This is a genomic window from Parageobacillus galactosidasius (assembly GCF_002217735.1).
Lineage (GTDB): Bacteria > Bacillota > Bacilli > Bacillales > Anoxybacillaceae > Parageobacillus_B > Parageobacillus_B toebii.
Genome location: NZ_NDYL01000002.1, coordinates 491,542 through 511,911 on the forward strand (window position 1 = coordinate 491,542; position 20,370 = coordinate 511,911).

33 protein-coding genes and 1 pseudogene are annotated in these 20,370 nt (G+C 40.5%); 7 read left to right on the forward strand and 27 right to left on the reverse strand.

What is annotated here, in order from left to right:
- Positions 1 to 43 precede the first annotated feature (43 nt).
- Positions 44 to 1,294: a two-component system sensor histidine kinase NtrB gene (locus B9L23_RS11875; protein WP_062754761.1), complete on the forward strand. Its 1,251-nt coding sequence runs from the start codon at positions 44 to 46 to the stop codon at positions 1,292 to 1,294.
- A gap of 195 nt (positions 1,295 to 1,489) precedes the next feature.
- Complete coding sequence (locus tag B9L23_RS11880) at positions 1,490 to 2,857, forward strand: MATE family efflux transporter (protein ID WP_062677712.1); 1,368 nt, start codon at positions 1,490 to 1,492, stop codon at positions 2,855 to 2,857.
- Positions 2,858 to 3,149: 292 nt separating this feature from the next.
- On the opposite strand, the gene B9L23_RS21405 is transcribed toward B9L23_RS11880, so the two are convergent.
- The 8 genes from B9L23_RS21405 to B9L23_RS11920 form a co-directional block, all read right to left on the reverse strand.
- Positions 3,150 to 3,308, reverse strand: coding sequence for a YjcZ family sporulation protein (locus B9L23_RS21405; protein ID WP_089097726.1), 159 nt, complete (start codon positions 3,306 to 3,308; stop codon positions 3,150 to 3,152).
- A gap of 35 nt (positions 3,309 to 3,343) precedes the next feature.
- Complete coding sequence (locus tag B9L23_RS11890; RefSeq protein ID WP_073967981.1) at positions 3,344 to 3,442, reverse strand: YjcZ family sporulation protein; 99 nt, start codon at positions 3,440 to 3,442, stop codon at positions 3,344 to 3,346.
- A 130-nt stretch (positions 3,443 to 3,572) separates the two neighbouring features.
- Positions 3,573 to 4,505 (reverse strand): EamA family transporter RarD, encoded by a 933-nt coding sequence (rarD, locus tag B9L23_RS11895; protein WP_081189616.1) that lies wholly within the window; start codon positions 4,503 to 4,505, stop codon positions 3,573 to 3,575.
- 102 nt (positions 4,506 to 4,607) lie between these two features.
- Entirely contained in the window at positions 4,608 to 4,742 is a 135-nt protein-coding gene (gene yjcZ / locus B9L23_RS11900; RefSeq protein WP_121910054.1) for a sporulation protein YjcZ, read from the reverse strand.
- 152 nt (positions 4,743 to 4,894) lie between these two features.
- Entirely contained in the window at positions 4,895 to 5,773 is an 879-nt protein-coding gene (locus B9L23_RS11905) for a cation diffusion facilitator family transporter (RefSeq protein ID WP_089097727.1), read from the reverse strand.
- 206 nt (positions 5,774 to 5,979) lie between these two features.
- Positions 5,980 to 6,825, reverse strand: coding sequence for a M15 family metallopeptidase (locus B9L23_RS11910; protein WP_089098316.1), 846 nt, complete (start codon positions 6,823 to 6,825; stop codon positions 5,980 to 5,982).
- A gap of 164 nt (positions 6,826 to 6,989) precedes the next feature.
- Complete coding sequence (deoD, locus tag B9L23_RS11915; protein ID WP_089097728.1) at positions 6,990 to 7,697, reverse strand: purine-nucleoside phosphorylase; 708 nt, start codon at positions 7,695 to 7,697, stop codon at positions 6,990 to 6,992.
- Between the two features lie 319 nt (positions 7,698 to 8,016).
- Positions 8,017 to 8,418, reverse strand: a complete 402-nt coding sequence (locus B9L23_RS11920; protein WP_041269682.1) for a hypothetical protein — start codon at positions 8,416 to 8,418, stop codon at positions 8,017 to 8,019.
- Between the two features lie 296 nt (positions 8,419 to 8,714).
- Between B9L23_RS11920 and B9L23_RS20475 the strand changes: the two genes are divergently transcribed.
- Entirely contained in the window at positions 8,715 to 8,873 is a 159-nt protein-coding gene (locus B9L23_RS20475; protein WP_015864042.1) for a hypothetical protein, read from the forward strand.
- A gap of 73 nt (positions 8,874 to 8,946) precedes the next feature.
- Here B9L23_RS20475 and B9L23_RS20480 read toward each other — a convergent pair whose 3' ends face one another.
- From B9L23_RS20480 to B9L23_RS11930, 3 genes are all read right to left on the reverse strand, one after another.
- A complete protein-coding gene (locus B9L23_RS20480) occupies positions 8,947 to 9,105 on the reverse strand; it encodes a hypothetical protein (RefSeq protein ID WP_015864043.1) in 159 nt (52 codons plus the stop codon).
- A gap of 116 nt (positions 9,106 to 9,221) precedes the next feature.
- Positions 9,222 to 9,539 (reverse strand): YodL domain-containing protein, encoded by a 318-nt coding sequence (locus B9L23_RS11925; RefSeq protein WP_062677717.1) that lies wholly within the window; start codon positions 9,537 to 9,539, stop codon positions 9,222 to 9,224.
- Between the two features lie 157 nt (positions 9,540 to 9,696).
- Positions 9,697 to 9,894 (reverse strand): hypothetical protein, encoded by a 198-nt coding sequence (locus B9L23_RS11930; protein WP_062755957.1) that lies wholly within the window; start codon positions 9,892 to 9,894, stop codon positions 9,697 to 9,699.
- Positions 9,895 to 9,956: 62 nt separating this feature from the next.
- Here B9L23_RS11930 and B9L23_RS11935 point away from each other — a divergent pair, with 62 nt between their 5' ends.
- Positions 9,957 to 11,093 (forward strand): DUF2515 domain-containing protein, encoded by a 1,137-nt coding sequence (locus B9L23_RS11935; protein ID WP_171699258.1) that lies wholly within the window; start codon positions 9,957 to 9,959, stop codon positions 11,091 to 11,093.
- Positions 11,094 to 11,110: 17 nt separating this feature from the next.
- On the opposite strand, the gene B9L23_RS11940 is transcribed toward B9L23_RS11935, so the two are convergent.
- Positions 11,111 to 11,296, reverse strand: a complete 186-nt coding sequence (locus B9L23_RS11940) for a YozD family protein (RefSeq protein WP_041269910.1) — start codon at positions 11,294 to 11,296, stop codon at positions 11,111 to 11,113.
- Between the two features lie 137 nt (positions 11,297 to 11,433).
- On the opposite strand from B9L23_RS11940, the gene B9L23_RS21410 reads away from it, so the two are divergent.
- Positions 11,434 to 11,556: a hypothetical protein gene (locus tag B9L23_RS21410; protein WP_255265223.1), complete on the forward strand. Its 123-nt coding sequence runs from the start codon at positions 11,434 to 11,436 to the stop codon at positions 11,554 to 11,556.
- Here the strand turns inward: B9L23_RS21410 and B9L23_RS11945 are convergent.
- From B9L23_RS11945 to B9L23_RS20485, 9 genes and pseudogenes are all read right to left on the reverse strand, one after another.
- Positions 11,538 to 12,182 (reverse strand): hypothetical protein, encoded by a 645-nt coding sequence (locus tag B9L23_RS11945; RefSeq protein WP_062755961.1) that lies wholly within the window; start codon positions 12,180 to 12,182, stop codon positions 11,538 to 11,540. The two genes, B9L23_RS21410 and B9L23_RS11945, sit on opposite strands and share 19 nt — an antisense overlap.
- Positions 12,183 to 12,312: 130 nt before the next feature.
- Entirely contained in the window at positions 12,313 to 12,531 is a 219-nt protein-coding gene (locus B9L23_RS11950) for a YozE family protein (protein ID WP_041269683.1), read from the reverse strand.
- Between the two features lie 247 nt (positions 12,532 to 12,778).
- Positions 12,779 to 12,979, reverse strand: a pseudogene (locus B9L23_RS11955) (pyridine nucleotide-disulfide oxidoreductase); the annotation flags it as partial.
- On the reverse strand, positions 12,955 to 13,074 hold the full coding sequence (locus B9L23_RS21780; protein WP_015864049.1) for an FAD-dependent oxidoreductase: 120 nt from the start codon (positions 13,072 to 13,074) through the stop codon (positions 12,955 to 12,957). The gene B9L23_RS21780 and the pseudogene B9L23_RS11955, both read right to left, overlap by 25 nt.
- A 112-nt stretch (positions 13,075 to 13,186) precedes the next feature.
- The gene (gene bioB, locus B9L23_RS11965) at positions 13,187 to 14,182 is read right to left on the reverse strand and encodes a biotin synthase BioB (RefSeq protein ID WP_062755965.1); all 996 of its coding nucleotides are present in this window, start codon (positions 14,180 to 14,182) and stop codon (positions 13,187 to 13,189) included.
- Between the two features lie 279 nt (positions 14,183 to 14,461).
- The gene (locus B9L23_RS11970; protein WP_012749498.1) at positions 14,462 to 15,925 is read right to left on the reverse strand and encodes an RNA-guided endonuclease TnpB family protein; all 1,464 of its coding nucleotides are present in this window, start codon (positions 15,923 to 15,925) and stop codon (positions 14,462 to 14,464) included.
- A gap of 15 nt (positions 15,926 to 15,940) precedes the next feature.
- Positions 15,941 to 16,156, reverse strand: a complete 216-nt coding sequence (tnpA, locus tag B9L23_RS21785; protein WP_205729486.1) for an IS200/IS605 family transposase — start codon at positions 16,154 to 16,156, stop codon at positions 15,941 to 15,943.
- On the reverse strand, positions 16,131 to 16,310 hold the full coding sequence (gene tnpA / locus B9L23_RS21115) for an IS200/IS605 family transposase (protein ID WP_233252989.1): 180 nt from the start codon (positions 16,308 to 16,310) through the stop codon (positions 16,131 to 16,133). The genes tnpA (B9L23_RS21785) and tnpA (B9L23_RS21115) overlap by 26 nt, the downstream gene beginning before the upstream one ends.
- Positions 16,311 to 16,428: 118 nt before the next feature.
- The gene (locus B9L23_RS20485) at positions 16,429 to 16,572 is read right to left on the reverse strand and encodes a hypothetical protein (protein WP_169712566.1); all 144 of its coding nucleotides are present in this window, start codon (positions 16,570 to 16,572) and stop codon (positions 16,429 to 16,431) included.
- A gap of 153 nt (positions 16,573 to 16,725) precedes the next feature.
- Here B9L23_RS20485 and B9L23_RS11980 point away from each other — a divergent pair, with 153 nt between their 5' ends.
- Positions 16,726 to 17,322, forward strand: coding sequence for a DUF502 domain-containing protein (locus B9L23_RS11980; RefSeq protein ID WP_062677370.1), 597 nt, complete (start codon positions 16,726 to 16,728; stop codon positions 17,320 to 17,322).
- Positions 17,323 to 17,341: 19 nt separating this feature from the next.
- Here the strand turns inward: B9L23_RS11980 and B9L23_RS11985 are convergent, their stop codons facing one another.
- The 3 genes from B9L23_RS11985 to B9L23_RS20495 all read right to left on the reverse strand — a co-directional run bounded on the left by B9L23_RS11985 (position 17,342) and on the right by B9L23_RS20495 (position 18,685).
- A complete protein-coding gene (locus tag B9L23_RS11985; RefSeq protein ID WP_062677371.1) occupies positions 17,342 to 18,280 on the reverse strand; it encodes a magnesium transporter CorA family protein in 939 nt (312 codons plus the stop codon).
- 18 nt (positions 18,281 to 18,298) lie between these two features.
- Complete coding sequence (locus B9L23_RS20490; RefSeq protein ID WP_156779788.1) at positions 18,299 to 18,439, reverse strand: hypothetical protein; 141 nt, start codon at positions 18,437 to 18,439, stop codon at positions 18,299 to 18,301.
- Between the two features lie 108 nt (positions 18,440 to 18,547).
- Entirely contained in the window at positions 18,548 to 18,685 is a 138-nt protein-coding gene (locus B9L23_RS20495) for a hypothetical protein (protein ID WP_015864055.1), read from the reverse strand.
- A gap of 109 nt (positions 18,686 to 18,794) precedes the next feature.
- Here B9L23_RS20495 and B9L23_RS11990 point away from each other — a divergent pair, with 109 nt between their 5' ends.
- Positions 18,795 to 19,082, forward strand: coding sequence for a HesB/YadR/YfhF family protein (locus tag B9L23_RS11990; protein ID WP_062755973.1), 288 nt, complete (start codon positions 18,795 to 18,797; stop codon positions 19,080 to 19,082).
- 74 nt (positions 19,083 to 19,156) lie between these two features.
- On the opposite strand, the gene B9L23_RS11995 is transcribed toward B9L23_RS11990, so the two are convergent.
- From B9L23_RS11995 to B9L23_RS12005, 3 genes are read right to left on the reverse strand one after another with little or no spacing between them, the layout of a single operon-like run.
- Positions 19,157 to 19,537 (reverse strand): hotdog fold thioesterase, encoded by a 381-nt coding sequence (locus B9L23_RS11995; RefSeq protein WP_171699310.1) that lies wholly within the window; start codon positions 19,535 to 19,537, stop codon positions 19,157 to 19,159.
- A 20-nt stretch (positions 19,538 to 19,557) separates the two neighbouring features.
- The gene (locus B9L23_RS12000) at positions 19,558 to 19,881 is read right to left on the reverse strand and encodes a hypothetical protein (RefSeq protein ID WP_062755977.1); all 324 of its coding nucleotides are present in this window, start codon (positions 19,879 to 19,881) and stop codon (positions 19,558 to 19,560) included.
- 13 nt (positions 19,882 to 19,894) lie between these two features.
- A complete protein-coding gene (locus B9L23_RS12005) occupies positions 19,895 to 20,311 on the reverse strand; it encodes an acyl-CoA thioesterase (RefSeq protein WP_081189208.1) in 417 nt (138 codons plus the stop codon).
- Positions 20,312 to 20,370: the final 59 nt, after the last annotated feature.

Here is a 20,370-nt window from a genome sequence, read left to right on the forward strand (position 1 = left end):
TGTACAATAACTAATGAACGTTTTCTCAAGGGGTACTGGAAGTATGGACTTATCTTATGAAAAGTTAAAACAACGTGTAAAACAATTGGAACAAGAAACGCGGTTTTATCAAAATTTAATAAAACAAATTCCCTTTTCATTCACCTACACGGATTATAAAGAAGGAATGAAATTAGAAAAGAAGCGTGGAAACATTTCACCAACGATTCAGTCCATTCCCGCTTCTTCCAAAAAAGACACTGATCTACAATTGGATATTGATCTAAATCATGACGTTCTATTTGAGAAGGTTGAAAAGTTTTTAACACCGATTTTCGACCTTGTTCCCCATCATATCGTATTTGTTGATGGAAACGGCATCATTACACTTTGCAACTTGCAAACGGCAATTGATACCGGAGTAGATCGTGATTCCATCATCGGAAAGCATATTCGTGAACTATTGCAGCTGCCCGATGAACTCATCGTAACGCTGCAATCCATTAAAAAAAAGGAGCCGATTTATAATCGCGAAGTATTCGACCGTTTTTATGGAATTATTAATACACGTTTCCTTTATAACAATGATGGTTCCATCAAACGAGTGATTAGCACATTTCAATCATTAACCATGATGAAAGAAACGGAAAAACTGGCGGTGGCTGGTCGTATCGCTGCGGGAATTGCCCATGAAATTCGCAATCCGCTTACTACTGTTCGTGGATATTTACAATTTTTAAAAGGCGAACTTCCAGATCAAATTGTTTCTCTTATTGATCGTCTTCTCATTCCTGAACTTGACCGCGCCAACAGCATCATTACCGACTTTTTAAGTATCGCCAAACCAGCGAATATTAAAATGGAAAAAATGATTATTCATCGTTTTATTCAAGAAGATTTAGGGATGTTGTTACAGAGCGAAGCTTTGTTACATAATGTAAATATTCATTTTGATTTAGACGAACGCCTCGACAATTGTGTGATAAAAGTGGATAAAAGCCAGTTATTACAAGTGTTTTTAAATTTATTTCGCAATGCGGTCGAGGCAAAAGTGAAAAAGACAATGCATGTCACTATTTCGACGAAATTATACAACAATATTGTCCAAATTCGATTTTGCGACGATGGGCCTGGGATTCCCCCAACGATTATTGGCCATATTTTTGATCCATTTTTCTCTACGAAAGAAACTGGGACTGGACTTGGGCTGCCGCTATCGCGCAAAATCATCGAACTGCATAAAGGAACGATGAAAGTCGAAAGCGGAGACAATGGAACTTGTTTTCTTATCGAACTGCCATTGGAAAACTGCTGAAACTAGAAGCTGTCCTTATCAGCTAGGACAGCTTCTTTCCTGTATATCTTTTATTGCGATCATTCCAATTTTGCATTTAGAACAATGTGTGACTAAATAATATAATCGTTATTAAAAACAAAATGATTGTTTCTTTCCGATTTTTTTCGTAATCTATATGGATAGTGCAACTTTATTGGAAAAGAGGCGGTTTTGATGCAGCAAACGATGACACACAAAGAGAAAATCATACAGCTGCTTCATATTTTTCTACCCGTTTTTATTACTCAAGTTGGTCAATATGCGATGAACTTTGCTGACGTTACGATGTCAGGACATGCCAGTTCAAGTGATTTAGCAGGAGTCGCGATTGGATCAAGTTTGTGGGTTCCGATTTTTACAGGAATGAGCGGCATTTTACTCGCTCTGACGCCAATTGTCGCTCAACATTTCGGAGCAAAGCGGTACGAGCAAATTCCTCATGTGGTGATCCAAACGATGTATTTAGCGATTGTGATCTCCCTAGCCATCATCGCTGGCGGTGCCGCCGCCTTAAATCCGATTTTGAATCACATGAATTTAGAAGCAGAAGTACAACAAGTTGCTTATGATTATTTAATCGCCCTTTCATTTGGTATAATCCCGTTATTTCTTTATTACGTTCTGCGCTGTTTTATTGATGCGCTTGGCCAGACGAAAATTACGATGTTTATCACATTAACGGCACTCCCTATTAACATTTTGTTTAACTACTTACTCATTTATGGAAAATTTGGCTTTCCGAAGCTCGGCGGTGTCGGCTCTGGTTATGCAACGACGATCACATATTGGTATTCGTTTTTTATAGCGGTCATCATCGTCCGCCGGTTTCAGCGATTTGATCGCTTTAACCTATTCGAGCGTTTTTATCGTATTTCTTTTGCCACGTGGAAAAAACTATTAAAAATCGGGCTTCCGATCGGTTTTGCGATTTTTTTTGAAACGAGCATTTTCGCCGCTGTCACATTGTTGATGAGCGAGTTTCATACAACGACGATCGCCGCTCATCAAAGCGCAATGAATTTCGCGTCGTTTCTTTATATGATCCCATTAAGCATCTCTACAGCATTGACGATCGCCGTTGGTTTTGAAGTTGGAGCGAATCGTTATCAAGATGCGAAACAATATAGCTTTATCGGCATTGGAATGGCAGTATCAACAGCGATTGTTACTTCGCTTTTGCTTTATTTTTTCCGCGGGGATATTGCCAAAATTTATACGAACGAACAAGATGTGCTATTTTTGACGGAGCAATTTTTATTGTATGCGATTTTCTTTCAATTTTCGGATGCCGTAGCTGCTCCGATTCAAGGCGCGCTTAGAGGATATAAAGATGTCAACGCTACATTTTGGGCCGCTTTCGTTTCGTATTGGTGCATTGGGCTGCCATTCGGTTATACGCTTGCCAATTTCACTTCTTTCGGAGCGTTTGGATATTGGATTGGACTGATTGCGGGATTAGCTTCTGGGGCGATATTCCTCTTTTTCCGCCTTCTCTATGTCCAGCGCCGCTACAAGCATGTTCATCATAATGAAAACGGATGAAAAAAGCCGGCATTCTCCATTATTATATTTGTGAAAGGTGAAGAGAGAATGAAACGGATTTGTTCATATGAAAAAGAGGCTGTGCGGAAGCCTCTTTTTCATTTATGCTTATTTCAATATTTTCGCTTTTTCTAGTTCACGTTCTTCTTATTTACAATAATCATCGCAGACGGCGTAATTCTCGACCACTAACGTTATATTGGTGATCTCGAAAAGTCTTTCGTAAAAATAAAATGAGGAAGAAGCCGTTGATCGGCTTCTTCCCGATTGTCATGTGTTATCTAGCCGGCAATTAGAACCATGCTGATCCGACAATAATAAGCAAGATGAACAAGACGACGATTAGCACGAAACTACGGCCTTGACCAAACCCGCCATAGCCAAAGCCATAGCCATGGCCGAAGCCGCAGCCGTAGCCGCCCCAGCCGCCAAAACCATAACCAAATGACATAGTATGCACCTCCTTATGTTAAATTTAACGAGCGGTTAGTACCCCCAACCACCAATACATGCGCATCCAACAATAATCAACAAGATAAACAAGACAACGATTAACGCAAATCCTCCACCGTAACCTGCACCCATCATGAGCACCTCCTTCACTTTTGTACTAGTAGACTATTCATTTGGATGGCAAATGGTTAGATATTTTTATAAAAATGGGTGTTCAACACAATGCAAAATAAAAAACGGACCGATATCATCGATCCGTTTTCTATATGCCAAATGAGTTACGATTAATAATTTTATCATGCCATCTTTGCATCCATTTTGTTTTAGAAAAAGAAAAAATGACAAGCGCCGCCCAAATACAGCTAAACGTATATACGTGCGCTTTCGTAAACGCTTCGTGAAACAAAAATATGCCAGACAATAATGTTAACGTTGGAGCGATATATTGAAGAAATCCGAGCATGGTAAGCGAAATCCGTCTTGCTCCTTTTGCAAAATATAAGAGCGGAACCGCAGTTGCCGGACCAGCACCAATCAATAATAACAATTGCCAAATAGTGAGCGTTGATAACAGTGAAGAATGATCATATAAAATAAACAAATAGATGAAAGAAATCGGTGTGACGACCATCGTTTCCACTGTTAAACCAATCTCGGAATCAACGCTTGCCAGTTTTTTCACCAGCCCATAAATCCCGAAAGAAAAAGCAAGCGTTAACGCAATCCATGGAAATGTACCGTATTGAAAAGTCATCACACAAACTCCGATACTCGCAAGAATAAAGGAAATCCATTGCCATAAATTAAGCCGTTCTTTTAACACCACCACTCCTAATACAACGCTGACGAGTGGATTAATATAATAACCTAAGCTTGTTTCCACCACATGCCCATGGGTAACCGCCCATATGTATACAAACCAATTCACGCTGATTAGTATAGCCGCCGCGATTATTCCTCCTGCTAATTTTGGGTTTTTCATCATCATCGAAACCTGTTTTCGCCACGATGCTATTTGCCTCGTTACAATAAGCAGCACAACCATAAAGAAAAACGACCAAATAATGCGGTGTGCTAAAATTTCCATCGCAGGACGAGACTCCAAAAGCTTCCAATAGAGCGGTAAAATTCCCCACAACAAATAAGAAAACGCCGTATACCATATTCCGATTTTCTCTTCATTTGCTTGACTCAATGCTCTATCCCCTTTTTATTTTATTGCTTTCATTTTACTGATTTATTATAATTCGTTTTCTGTTTTTTTCCAAGAAAAAACGCCTGCCGTAAACAGGCGTCTTTATCTTACTGCTGCTAACACAATAATCAGCAAAATAAATAAGACAACTATTAAAGTAAATGAAAAGCTGTAACCAAAGCGGCCTCCATAACCGTAACCATAGTAATGCGGCGCATATCCATCATAATACCACATCATAATCTCCTCCTTTTTCGTTAAATAACGGCCAAGGCAAGCACAAACAACCATCATTTAAGAGTAAACACCGCTTATAGCGGGCGCCTTCTTTGACGATTCACCGTCATTATATGCATCCGCCCATCATAACGGCCGGGCAAATGCCCAGATTAAGGAGTTCTTTCCGGTTCGATATGGACGTGCATCGCTTCAATATTATGGCGTTTTTTCATCAGGCGTTCCACTTCATCGGCAATTTCGTGGCTTTTTACCACCGTTAAATTTGGATCAACATGTATTGTTACATCAAGGACGACATAACTGCCTAACATTCTTGCTTTTATATCGGCAACGTTCTTTACCCCATCAATGGCTGCGATTTCTTGTTTGTATGTCGTCAACATATGTTCGTCAAACCCATCGGTTAACGTATGGGACGTTTCCATAAATACTTCCCAAGCGGTTTTACAAATCATTCCTCCAATCAGTGCAGCCACAAGCGGATCAAGCCACAATAGACGAACTTGCGCTCCAATAATTCCAACGACCGTTCCAATGCTTACAAGCGCATCGGACAGATGGTCTTTTGCGGCCGCAGCAAGCGCTTGACTATTCGTTCGTTTCGCTAACTGTGCATTAAAATAATATACGGCTATCATTACAAGAGCAGATGCAACAGCGACAAATGCGGCGAAAGGCTCAGGAGCACTTTCTTTTTCGGATTGAAAAACGGAAGAAATTCCTTCAATGATCACATCGATGCCGATGGACATCATCATGAACGCAGCAATTAAAGATGAGATATTTTCCGCGCGTGAATGTCCATACGGATGGTTGCGGTCACGCGGTTTTTTGGCAATTTTAATCCCAATTAAAATCGCGACAGAAACAAGAATATCGCTAAAATTATTCCATCCGTCCGCTTTGACGCCGTCAGAATGAGCAATAGAACCGACGATGAGTTTGCTTATCGCTAATATTATGTAGCTAACGATACTGACCCAAGCCCCTAATTCTGCTTTCCCTTTTGTTTCCACACATTTCACCAACCTAGCTGTCCTTTCTGCATTTATAAGTGTACCAATATAAAAACATGTAAGTCTATAGCAACAAAGTTGGCTTTTGGAAGGAGTATAGATGTGGACAAACTTTTTCTTACTCGGATAACTTTTTTGAGTAAAGGCAAACCACTACTGCGTATGATGCAACAGAACGTAAAAAAACGGCCTGCCGATGGTTGCAGGCCGTTTTCTCCTTACATTTTCCTTACGATTTGAAAATACTCTTCTAACGTAATTTGTCTTTCAAACATCACTTTTGCTGCTTTTTTGCCGACATACCGAAGATGCCAAGGCTCATATTGGTATCCCGTAATCGCTTCTTTTCCTTTTGGGTAGCGAATAATAAATCCGTACTCATGCGCATGCAGGGCGACCCATTTTCCTTCTTTTGTTTCTCCAAAAGCAGTCGTCAATTTGTACCCAACACTTTGGCTTGTTATATCCATTGCCAATCCAGTTTGGTGTTCGCTCTGCCCTGGCAGTGCGACCGCATGAATCGCCCTCTCTTTTCCTTTTTCTTTTACTTCTTCCGCAAATATCATTTTTTGGCGCTCATATGAACGATAGCCAGACACGGCTACAAGCTGGATTCCTTCTTTACGAGCGGCGGCAAATAACGCTTCGAGCGCTTTCGCTGCCTCGGCGCGCATATACCGCTTGTCCACATTTTTTTCGGCAAACGAAAACGGAACGCGCGGTGCAACTAAATCGTTCGGCTTATATGCAGCTGGCAGCGATTGTTCTTTATTCACAAGCGCTAATATATTACTTGGGTTCATAATCACTTTCTGGCCGTTTTGCACTTCAACAATATTCCAATATTCCGGTTCTAACAATAGATCCGGATCTATCGCTTCACGATCTTTAGAATCAGCCGGTTTTTTTGGCGTTTCATTTTCTTTCTTTTCATGATGAGTGATTATATGTTTATTCGTTTTATCTGATGCTTTTTCATGCCCCTCTGGAAAATCATTCCATTGACTGCATCCGCTAAATAAAAAAAGCAATACAAAAATCATCCATCGAAACAGCTGTTTCATTATTTCACCTTTTCCGAATCTATACACGACAGAAAGCCCACGTTCTAGCATATCCCGTTTCGCTATATTTGGCACCACTTCATCGCAATGACTGTTAGAAGCGGCTATAATTAAATGCGAATGACAATGAAATATGATAGCCGCGCGTTGAACTTAAACATCTATTATCCAACACGGATCGCCGTTTCTAGCGCCACTTCAATCATGTCGTTAAACGTGGTTTGCCGTTCTTGGGCTGTTGTTTCTTCTCCTGTTAAAATATGGTCACTTACCGTTAATACAGAAAGCGCTTTTCGGCCAAATTTTGCCGCTAACGTATATAGCGCCGCCGTTTCCATTTCGACAGCCAAAACGCCGTAACGCGCCCATGTTTCCCAGTCCGGTTGGTCATTATAAAACATATCAGCGGTAAAGACGTTGCCAACCTTTAACTTCAACCCTTTTTCGACACCGACTTCATAAGCAGTCCGCAACAAATCAAAGTGCGCTGTCGGCGCATAATCCCGCCCGCGGAAAGTCAAACGGTTCATATTCGAATCCGTTGATGCGCTCATCGCTAAAATGACGTCACGAACGTTCACATCTTTTTGAATTGCTCCACATGTTCCAACGCGAATTAATGTTTGTACACCATAGCTTTGGATTAACTCATTGACATAAATAGAAATTGAAGGAACTCCCATTCCCGTTCCTTGCACGGAAATGCGATGGCCTTTATATGTACCAGTAAAGCCAAGCATGCCGCGCACGCGGTTGTAACATGTCGCTCCTTCTAAAAATGTTTCCGCGATATATTGGGCGCGAAGCGGATCACCCGGCAGCAAAATTTTATCGGCAATTTCTCCTTGTTTTGCTTCGATATGAATGCTCAAGCGGTATACCTCCTTTATTCATCCTATCTTCTTTGGCACCACGTTTTATGCCCTTTTTATCATATCACACAATCAGTGTGATGTGTAAAAAATAATCGCTACGGGCATACTGAGTATACCCCTTGGCAACATTCATGGCACTTTTGCTGTATACATTCGTCTCAATTTTCGAAAGGAGGCATCACACGGATGAAAAAGAAATTGGAACAAGCAGTGGAATATGCGAATAAAACAAATCCATCATCCCGTTCGAGTAATCAACCGTCTACTTCGAAAAAAGAAAAAACAAAGTTTTAAGGGAGAAATATTCTCCCTTTGTTTATGATGTCTTCGAGTGATAATCATCCCGGCGGCGCGCTAAATATTTTTCATTAATATACAATACTTTTTTATCTTTGCTCAGTGTATATTTTTTCTCCCGTTCTTTTCGTTTGCGAATAAACCAACAGCCGAGTATATACATAGGGAGAAATAATTCTATTGCTCCTGCATAAACGTACAAAAACTGTTTTGTCCATGTCATTTTTGACAAATGCACGTCAATATCGCTAAACATATAATAAGAAGTTGCCACAATCCCCCCTGCAATAAGCACGTTCATCACATGTAAAAAAGGAACGTCTTTCCAACGAAAAAATATTCGTTCTATTTGTTCTTTGACAAATAACAAAATGGCTGCAGATATTACGCAAAGCAACAAGGAAACAAAAAGCGCGGCCATCATCGTTTCCCCTTCCCCATCATCATTTAACTGCAAAAACTTTCGCGAATGAATCGCTTTTAACTGTACAAACTAATATTGAACCTCTGCATGAGAAAAGTCGCAGATTTTGACGGACGTAAGAGTTTTTCCTACACCTGCGTGCAGGCACTCACTCTGTTCCGTAAGTATCATGGACAAACACTTCCTTAGTGTTTAGCGCTTGACGGATCGGTTCAAAACCGTTTTCCACTTCACCTGATCGCTCCAGTCACAGGATTTCCTAGCTATATGCAATAAGAAGGAGGAAACTATTTATGGGTAAAAAACACCGAAACCGCATCAACGGCCAAAAAAAGAATAACCATATCCCAAAAGAAGCGTTGATTGCTGAGGATGCCGCACATGCGAAAGAATTCTCCGCCGCGGGAGGCAGAAAAAACGGACCGGGTCATCACGACAACCCGGATTCATAACAATGCAATCAATGATGAAAGCCGTTTTATATGAAAAAAATAATCTAGAAACCCTTGTGTTACACAAGGGTTTCTATGTGGAAGGATCTACTTCATCAAATGATAAAGTAACTACTTTTGTATATTCCCCCCGGGCAATCTCTTCTTTTGTCGCTTTTTCGTCAAGCTCCTTCTCATCATCCATTCCCGGCGCTAGTTTCGGAAATTCGCGGCTATTCTTTTTTCTCTCCAAGTGATCGCCTCCCTTCCTTTATTATCCATACCCGAAATTTACGTAAACTATTCGACTTTTTTCTTCATTATATCATCATTTTTTCTTTTTCAAACAGAATATTTAGAATTTTTATACTAACGAATATGAATGCGATTAATTTTTTTCCATCCTTCCGGACATAGTTTGTAATACACTTGCCCCTTTAGTCCTTCATCAATTAAGACGATATCTCCTGTACTCATAAAACGTGCTTGATAATCTTTTGGCATTAAATCAGATACGTTAAACATACGATAAAGATATGATAATGCTTCTTGGTGATTGGACGCATTGATCGTCAATCTGTATACTTGTCTGTACCCTTTCGTCTGCCCAAAACTTGGGGTTTGAAATATAGTGATATCATACTTACGCTCTACATGGAGCATTTTTTTCATTAATAGACGTACCATTCGACATCGCTCCTTTTACCCATTTATTTCATAAAATATTAGTGATAAGCGATGTCGATTCCTTCAGCAAAATTGCTCTTGTTTTGTCGAATGACTTTTCAATACCGGTGTTCGAATAAGCAGGCAAACGAAGAGAAAAAATAAGGTAGACGCATCGTTAACTCCCAAAAAAGCTTGAAAAGAAGCTGCCGCTATGGTGTTTCTTTTTATAATGCTTATAACCGTAGTGGGAAGGATGGGTATGTGAATAATGCTCCTTTGAATTATGATAATGGTCGCTGCTGCTGTAATGGCCTTTATGATAATGATGCGACATGCTTCCTTTGAAAATGGCTTTGATAATTTTTTTCAACATCGCAATCACTCCTTTTCGAACAGATTGCTTATAAAACGAGCTTCGTTTCACTTTCATCCAAAATGAATGCTAGGAGGGATGTCGCCATAGAACGAAATCATTTTTTATCCCGAATCGCTCATCCGGTGCAGTCACTGTACCGCTACTTTTTATATAGGCACCACATTGATATTGCTTCCTCATCACTGTTGCATCAACTTTCGAAGCAATGGGAGCGCCCGTCGCACCCTCACATCACCGAGGAAGAACATAAAATAGTTTCCGAAATTAAGCAAAAAACAGCGAATTATAACCGCAATAACATTACACGGACAGCAGCCTATTTGTCGTTTTTCGAGCGTCATCCGGAAGTACATTGGGCATTTTTGGCACATATCGTTTCCCGGAATGGCGGATGGAATATGACAGATTTAAAAGGAAGTGTCATTCCACGTCTTCTTCCTGCCGAACACATTCATCCGCTTTTTTTATTTTTAGAAAGAGCGAACGCGCTGATTTTTCATGACGCTTACCCCCAACTTTTGTTATATGAAAAAAGTAAACAAAAGAAAAAACCGTTATTTCACCTTCTGGCTAGTTTTTCCGTTTCTTCTTTTATGAAACCGTTTTGGGAATATTTTTTTGAAACAAAAAATTCACCAGTAATCACAGTGGCGCTGATTATTAACGAACAACAGTATATTCAAAAGAGAGTGATGGAAAATAAATTTTTTCAGACGCATGTGCTGTCGACAATGCCATTTATTGCGGAACAATGGCTTGGCTTTAACGATGTGCTGATTCCGTATCAGGCTGGTCCCCACATCCGTCTTGCCGGCACCACCGTTCGTGATTTTGCGGATGTCCATCATCGTATTCATATCGGCAAATCACTTTATAGTATATTGTTTTTTCAACATCGGCTGGCAAAGCGAGCATACCAATTTGCCTCACAACATGCGCATACCGGTTCACGCGCCGATTTTTGGCCGCAGCTATTTTCTGCAGAAAAAGCAGATCCTTTCCGGATTTATAGTCCACGTTTGGAGACGGTATGGCCGAATATCTCCCATCCGTTTTCCGACCGCCGTGACTGGTTTACAGATAAAACTATTATCAAAATGATGGAAACCATCCCTGTTATGAAAGAAGAAGATATAACGGCAAACTATATGCGTAATATTCAAACACTAAACGCAGCTGTCAAAGCAGTTCAATAAAAAACGACGAGTAGTGCTTACTCGTCGTTGTCTCCTATGTCAAGCTCCTCATCAATAATACATTTTTCCAATAAATAATCAAACGTAATATCCGCTAGTTCTTCTAGTTCCGTTTGCGTCGGTACAAAACCGCGGCGGATCAATTCATGATAAAAAAATTCGGCAATTTCTTCCGTATCAATAACAACCTCAATTTCCTTCACCACATCTCGCCCCCTTTGTAATTGTTTTATGTGCACTTATACCGTTTTATGTCAAAAGAATTTGATCATCTATGTACTAATTTTCCCTCTTCGCCCATACATTAGTAGCGTAAAAAACAATAGCGGAGGGAAATTGTATGGACAAGCAGTCAATCATCGATAAAACAATGGAAACAGTTGTGAATTTGCTGGGAGCGGCTATGATATTGCTTGGCGTTCCTTATTTCATTTTCGTTTTAGTTCAATTTTTATTATGGTAATTGGCAACAATTCGTAAACGTTTTACAACTGTTTCCATCATTTGTTTATATTGTTCATCGCCAAACCATTCGTATAAATATTTGTAATCATTATACATATCAAGCAGCTCATCAATGGATTGTGATGGGGTCGTCTCCTCGGAAGGAGAAAGAAGCACGTATGCTTTTATCGGCGCCGATAGGACAATATCTTGCAAAATAATGACGGATGATTCTTCGTCATCTGCTAAAGGAACGACATCCTCCATATTGACTTCAATTTCCCAGCCGTCGATCAATCGTTTTAATTCATAGACAATTTCTTCCCATCCTTCTTCTTGATAGCGATAAATTTCCGTACGCACCCCAATCACTTTAAATAGATCGTCGCCGTAATCGTGGACGCGAACGATTTCACCTAAGAAAAACGGCAATTCCACTTCTATTTCTTGCGTGATCCATAAATCGCCAGTAAATTCTGATAATAAAACTAACGCATGTTCCATAAATAAACTGCGGCTGTGATTAATTTCATATAAAAATGCATCATCTATTTGTTGAATATTCGTTATCGTGCCGACCGTTCCATACAACGTATTCACGACAATATCTCCAATAGAAAATTTTGGCCGTTTTGCACCACTCATCTATATCCCCCGTTTAAAAGCAGTGATACTACATTATATGCAGGCAAAAATAAGTGGACACCCCTTTCCATCCCGAAAAAAGTGTTTTGGTAACGCTTACAAAAAAAGAAATATGGGAATGGGAAGACATTTACGCCTCCTGTGAAAACTGTTCCCATAGTTCGTCAAATATAATCATGCTATCTAAGTAATCGCCGTTTAGTTCTAAATATCGACTAATTTCATCATAATCGGCGGATGTTTTCGGGAAACTATGATCGTAATATGCCCCGTTAGCAAACCGAACGAACGGATCTTCTTTTTTTCCATCACGAAATTTCAATAAATAATGGTAAAACGAACGCGCCATTGTCCTCATCCTCTCCCTTCTATTCTTTGTTGTTCATTTTAATGAGTTTTTTTGATTTTGTCATCTGTCAAACAACTAAAGCCGCGTTTTTCTTCGTTAATCTTCGTCAAGCATTTTATGTAAAATTCAATGATAGATGCTTCCATCCCCCCTTTTTTCTTGTAATGAAATAGTACGCTGAAAGATGCATTTTCATGAAAATATTTTATGTTTCACCTTATGAAAAATAGGAGTTGCACGCTTCTTATTAGTTTTGATCACTTTGTTCATTCACAATGCTTTTATGAATCCAAATGGCTGCCTGTGTTCCTTCCCCCATGGCGATCGTCACTTGTTCCGAATGAACGCCAATGTCCCCTGCCGCCCAAATATTCGGGACATTTGTTTGTTTTGTCCGTGGATTTGTAGGAATATGCTTGTTTTCTAATCGTTCCACGCCAAGTTGTTTGCATCGATCACAAGAACGCGATGATGATAACGGCCGAGCTGGATCGCCGCCTGCAATCCGGCAATGCCGCCCCCGATAATGATGCATTCGTACATCGTATGTCACATCCCATCATTGCTTTTATTTTTTATTGTTCGTTACTGATTCGTATTCATGCACTTTACAAAAAAAAGCTGTCTCCGTAAAAGAGACAGCGTAAATCAACCATTAACAGACAGCCTGCTGTTCCTCGGCAAAATCAATTTCAAAGCCAAGATCCTCCAGCATCCGATAATCTTCTGATTTTTCTTGGCCAGCTGTTGTTAAATAATCGCCGACAAAAATAGAATTTGCCGCATATAAGCCAAGCGGCTGAAGCGAGCGTAAATTCACTTCCCGTCCGCCGGCGATGCGAATTTCTTTCGTTGGATTCATATAGCGGAACAATGCCAATACTTTTAAACAATATCGTGGATCGAGCTCATTTGTTCCTTCAAGCGGCGTGCCATCAATCGCGTGTAAAAAGTTAATAGGAATGGAGTCCGCATCAAGAATGCGCAAGCTTCGTGCCATGTTAATAACGTCTTGCTTCGTTTCTTTCATGCCGATAATGACGCCGGAACAAGGAGAAATGCCAGCTTGTTTTACCGTTTCAACGGTCCTTACGCGGTCATCATATGTATGGGAAGTCGTGATGTTCGGGTGATGTTCTTTCGATGTGTTAATGTTATGGTTGTAGCGGTCTACTCCCGCTTCCTTCAGGCGCGCTGCTTGTTCTGGTTTCAAAATGCCGAGGCATGCGCAAATTTTCAAACCGAAGCGTTCTTTAATTTCTTTGACCGCTGAAACAACGGTATCGATTTCTTTTTCGCTCGGACCGCGGCCGCTTGCGACAATACAGTATGTCCCTATGCGCATGCGATATGCTTCTTCCGCTCCGCGAATAAGCGTTTCTTTATCCACCATTTTATACGTTTTTACCGGCGCTGTCGAAACGGCAGACTGTGAGCAATATCCGCAGTTTTCCGGACAAAGCCCGGATTTCGCGTTAATAATCATATTTAACTTTACTTTATTGCCGTAATATGTGCGGCGAATGTTATACGCGCCTTGCATCAGCAAAAGCAGTTCTTCATCGGGACAATCTAAAATTGCTTGCGCTTCTTCATCGGTCAATTCATACCCTTCGATGACACGATCGGCTAATTCCAGCCAATTTGGCATTCTTCCTCTCCCCTTTCCATATGATTACATTTATCGTATCGGAAGTGAAGTTATATTGTCAACTAAAATTTTATAAAGGTTAACTATTTTGATCCCATACTTCATCAAGATGGTCGGCCTGAACCTCTGCACGACTAAAGTCGGCAGGTTCTTGTGTACTAAAGAGCTTCGTCTATACCTTCGTATAGACACTCACTCTCATTCCACAAGACTTTCATGGGCAAACACCTCAATGGTGCTTAGCGCCCTGTGCGCCCGGTTCAAGACGCTTTTCATCATTTAAATTCCCATACTGCTTAATAATTTATTACCACTATTTTTTAAACGTTCTACTTCTTTATCATGCAGTCGCTTAAATCTTTCCCATGTCGCAAAACATTTTTCTCTATCGATTTCTTTTAAGTGATCTTTCGCATTCATGATGAGGAACGCACTATATAAATCTCGTTGAATTTTACAGCCATTCATATCGTTCCATCGTTCGGATAACCTCTTTTTTACATATTCACCCGTGATATGATTATATTGGCTGGCTTTCGCAGAGAATGTATCTATTTTTTTGAGCGTTTTTCCGTCATACCGTAATTTTCTGTCTAATATGGCTAAAAACATGCTTGGAGCTTTATTCGCTATACTTTTACCAAATCGTTTCTTTCTATTATACCTTCCTGTTTTCTCATTCATCGTTGTTTCTTTCGCTCTTGCTTGCAATGCTTTATAATTCATTGTTTCCACTTTAATATCATTGCCTAACGATAATATCCAATTTGCCAGCTTATTATGATCTTGCTTGCGTTTTTCCGCTAACTTCCTTTGCAGTTCCGCTAATTGATTTTTTGTTTTGATATAATTTTTGCTCCACACCCACTTTTCTTTGTTTCCTCGCTGGATGGTTCCATCTTCGTTGTACTTATTTGGATTATTTGCTCTCCGCTGCCGGTCTAGTTTTCGCTGCAGCCGCCTTTTTTCCGGATGGATGTCATCCACACTTGGAGCGAGTTCCAACAATTTTACTTCGTTCGGAGCGCAAATGGCGATCGTTTGCGTGCCAATGTCAATGCCGACCACTCCTTCACCACGGGGATGCTTGGCTTTGCCGGTTTGCCGATTGATTTTTTGCGGCGGAACCCCTTCCAAAATGAGTTGGGCATAATACTTTACTTTCCCCCGAATCCGTTTACGTACAATGCGGCAATACTTGATTCGGTCTTGCAAGGCGAGATGGGCATACACATCATTTGGTTGGATGATGACAGGGATCATCAGCCCATTCCAATGGATGGCATGGCTTTTGAAGCGAATCCCTGCGGAATTCGATTTTCCCTCTAACGAACCCATTTCGCCGAACCGTTTAAAATACACCCGTTTGGCAGCGCCAAACAAGAACCTTTCTACCGCTTTCCACGCTCTGGTGGCGATTTTTTGCGCCGTATGCGCGTCCATGTGTTTGCGGAAGTGGCGCTGCATTGGCTGAACGAAAGCGTGCATCGCATATTCGGAGAGTCCGTACTCGGTTCGCAGGTCGGAAAGTTGGCGATTTTTTTCTTTGGAGGGCTTCTGTTGAGCAAGGTCTTGATAGCGGGAATCATGTTGGAGTTTTTTGTACCGCTTCAAACATTCCTCTAAACAGGCGTTATACAAACAGCGGCCGATTTCAAACCGCTTTTCGAGGATATGTTTTTGCCATGATTCTGTCTGGAGCCGCAACGTCAATACATAGCTTGGTGTTTTCGCTCCCGCCAATGCAACCCACCTCCTTTACACATGTTTTTGATTTTCAATGTATTTCCTAACGGTTTCTTCTGAAACACATCCAACTGTACAGCAAAAATAGCCGCGAGTCCAAAGGGAAGGCAGTCGACTTTTCAAGGGCGGATATTTTTCACGAAAAATACGACTGCTTCGACCTTTCAATTTCTGGATTAACGCATGAATATGAATTCTTGGATCATAAGGAAATAAACCAATGAACATGGTCAGGCATGATTTCTAACGATTGGATTTCAACATCCTTTTCTTTCACCACTTGATAAAAAATTTTTCTTAAATCTTTTTCCATCTCACCGACTAACACTTTTCGTCTGTATTTTGGGTAGAAAATCACATGATATGGATGAAGATAAACCATTCCTTCTTTATGTAATATTGATCATAGAGATTTAATAAATCACCCCTATCTAATATCATGATAACCAAACATTAGATAGGTTACAATTATAATAATAAAGAATATTCTAATAATTTTATTATTCAGCCACTTCATCCCGATGACTAAAGTCACGGGCTTTCGTAGCAGTTATTCTTGTAAAAATGCCTGCCGGACCTGCGCCGACGACAATGACATCATAATGGCTCTTAATCTGTTCAATCCCCCACTTCCCGTATTCCATTTGTAACTATATCAATTATTTTCCTTCTCGTCAACATAAAACACGAACCTTTCTTCGTGTATACATAAATAATGTTCGTCATTTTTCTATCTTGTTTTCACAGATAAAAACTGATAAGTTGATAAAGTAACAAAAAGAGAGGGAGGAACACGGATGAAGTTTTTCGTAAAAAATTTTATTAACGGTGTGATTACATTTGTGCCGATTATTTTAGCGATATATGTATGCTATAAAGTGTTTGCATTTTTTGATGGACTGTTCGGCAGCTACGTACGGCCATATTTCAAAGATGATTACATACCGGGAATCGGAATATTATGTACGATCATTCTTATTACCGTTCTCGGCTGGTTATCCACACAATATATTAGCGGCAAAATCATTCGGCTTGTTGATCGCCTGTTAGAAAGCATCCCGTTAATTAAAACGGTTTATTCGGTAATAAAAGATACCATCACCTCTTTTGTCGGCGAAAAACGGTCCTTTTCAAAAGTAGTGTTGGTGGAATTGCCTAATACAGGAATGAAATGCATCGGATTTATCACGTCAGAAGAAGTCGCAAACTGGTTCAATCCGCTCCAAGACCATGTCGCTGTCTATATTCCGCAAACGTTCCAGGTAGCGGGCATTACCTTTTTAGTGCCGAAAGAACAAGTGCAGGTTATTGATATGAAGCCGGAAGAAGCAATGAAATTTGTGCTTTCCGGCGGAATGGCCTCATCCAAAAAGAAAGGGCTGCCTGAAACATAACAGGCAGCCCTTTTGGAAATTAAAAATATCGCTTTTTCCAAAAAATAAGCGCAGTAATGGTCGATAACAAACCAGCAATCAACATCGCCACCATAAATGCATACGGTGAATGCTGATATGGAATCGGCACGTTCATGCCATAGAAGCTTGCAACCATTGTCGGCAAGGAAATCACAATCGTAATCGCTGTTAAAAACTTCATTACAATATTCAAGTTATTCGAAATGACCGAAGCAAACGCGTTCATCGTTCCGCTTAAAATGCTGCTGTATACTTCCGCCATTTCAATCGCCTGTTTATTTTCGATAATGACATCTTGCAGCAAATCTTGATCGTCTTCGTACATGCGCAAATAATTCAGACGCAATAGCCGTTCCATGACAATATTGTTCGCCTTCAGCGACGTCATAAAATAGACTAAGCTTTTTTCCACACTGAGGAGCGAAAGCAATTCTTTATTTTTCATCGATTGATGAAGCTCTTTTTCGATTTCCGTCGTTCTGCGGCTAATTTGTTTTAAATAACGCAAATAATAAGTGGAAATCACATATAGCATTTGCAAAGCAAAACGCGTCTTCATGAACGTGTAAAAGTTTTTAATTTTGTTTTTCGAAAACTCCTCGAAAATCGGATTTTGCTGCAGACAGACAGTAATGAAGCACGTATTCGTAATAATCATGCCGATCGGAATCGTTTCATACATTGGACCATCTACTTCATCATTTGCGGCAATGGGAATATCAACGATAATCAATACGTGATTATCTTCTTTTTCTATGCGTGATCGTTCCTCATCATCAAGCGCATCTGTGATTGAATCGATTGGAATATCAAGATGATTAGCAATATAACGGATTTCGTCTTCCGTCGGAGCTACCAAATTAATCCAGCAGCCGTTTTGAATTTCATCGATTTCTCTCATTTTTCCGTTTGCATCCGATAAATACATTTTCATCATACGCATCCTTCCTCCTTTTCACCGCGAGGAAGTTTGCGCTTCTCCTTTTCCGATCGGAGCCCGTTTTCGTACGATGAGTAGCTCAGTGATCGAAAAAGAAGAAGACAATGCTCCCCCGCTATATTCCGGCTCTGGTTCACTCGAACTTCGACTACTCATATACGAAAACGTCACTCCTTTCGTAAAAAATACTCCTCGATTATAATAACGTTGAATGGCGCATTTGTATAGTAGTTTTCTAAAGAAAAAAGCAGCCTACTGGCTACTTTATTCGCTTGATGGTGTAGTGTTGAAAAAATCACGATCATTTTTTTCCGTTTTGCGGCTATTGGATCGTTTTTTCGATTTTTTTCCCATCACTCCATCGGATTCGTAGCTCAGCGGAAACGAGGTTTTTTTCTCCATTTTTAGTCCTCCTTTTTATTTCTCTTTTTACTTTTTGTCAACTGGACACGATTTAGTCACATTATGAACTTTTTACATCATGTTATAATAAAGATGAGGAGGGTGAAAAATGGACATTATTTTGACGCCAAAAGCATTCGAATGGTACAAAGAAGAGCTTGACTTACAAGAGGGGGATGCTGTCCGCTTTTTCGCGCGCTACGGTGGATGCAGCACCGTACAAAAAGGATTTTCGCTTGGTGTGGCAAAAGATGAGCCTGTAGAACCAGGAGCGCAAACAACGGTCGGTGGAATCACCTTTTTTATAGAGGATGGCGACATATGGTATTTTGATGGCCATAACTTAACCATCGATTTCAATGAGCAGGCAAATGAACCGGTATTTATTATCGATTGATCGTTCCCGCTTCTCATGATGAAAAGAAGGAACGTATTGCTGAAGCAAAAAAGCTAGCACTTTTTTTGAAAAGGCTAGCTTTTTTTAATAACGGCGATCGTACAGCGAGAAACACAGACAAGCCGCTGTTGTTCATCGACGATTTTAATATCCCATACCATTGTCGTCTTTCCTCGATGAAGAACGGTGCCTGTAGCAGTGACAGTGCCATTTCGAACAGCGCATACATGGTTGGCGTTAATTTCTAAGCCAACAACGTTTTCGGTTTCTTGATCGATGAGCGCATATGCACCGATGCTCGCAACTGTTTCTGCCAAGGCTACGGAAGCACCGCCATGGAGAAGCCCAAACGGCTGATGTGTGCGATGGTCAACGGGCATCGTCGCTACGACACGTCCTTCTCCTAACTCTGTAATCTCAATACCTAATGCTTCTAACAACGTTCCTTTCCCCATCTCTTTCAAATTAGTTAAATTCACCGTTTCCCCTCCCCTTTACTCACTAAACGAAACCGCTCAAGATGATCAAACAATCCCTCTTGCTGCAAAATCATGATTTGCTTTTCTCCAAGCAAATCAAAATGTGGAAACAACTCACGCTGGTGAATCCACTCTCTTCGCAATCCGTATTTTTCTCCCCATGCCGCAAGTTTTTCTACATCCGAACAGCCGACTTTTGTTACTGTCGTATATTGTGGAAACCGTTCGTCATACCAATAATGAGTTAAGAACGCGATTTTCCCTTTTTTTACTTTCTCCTTCCATTCGATTAATTCCTGCCTACGAATTCCAAAAGCCATAGTATGTATCTCCTTACTTTTTCGCACGTTCGTATGCTTCATGCCAATCCGGGAAATATTTGCGAATGACAATCGGGCGAAATGTATCGCGTTTTACACAAACGTGCTGAGATTTTCCCGTCACGGCAATTTCTCCATCCGGTGTCAAAATTTCATAACCGTATGTCACACGAATGCCGTCATATGCATCAATCCATGTACGGACAGTCGCCGTTTCCCCATAATGAAGCGGTTTTTTGTATGATACTTGAAGATCGATAACTGGAGAAATAATTCCTTCTTTCTCCATATCGGCGTAATGAAATCCTAACTGTTTGATCAGTTCTGTTCGGCCGACTTCCATCCAAACGAGATAATTAGCATGATAAACAACCCCCATTTGATCCGTTTCCGCATAACGTACTTCAATTTGCTTTTCAGCGACTTTCATTAGTTCTCCCTCCGTTACTATCCTTGCGTGTATACAACTATATCTTATCATACTCCATG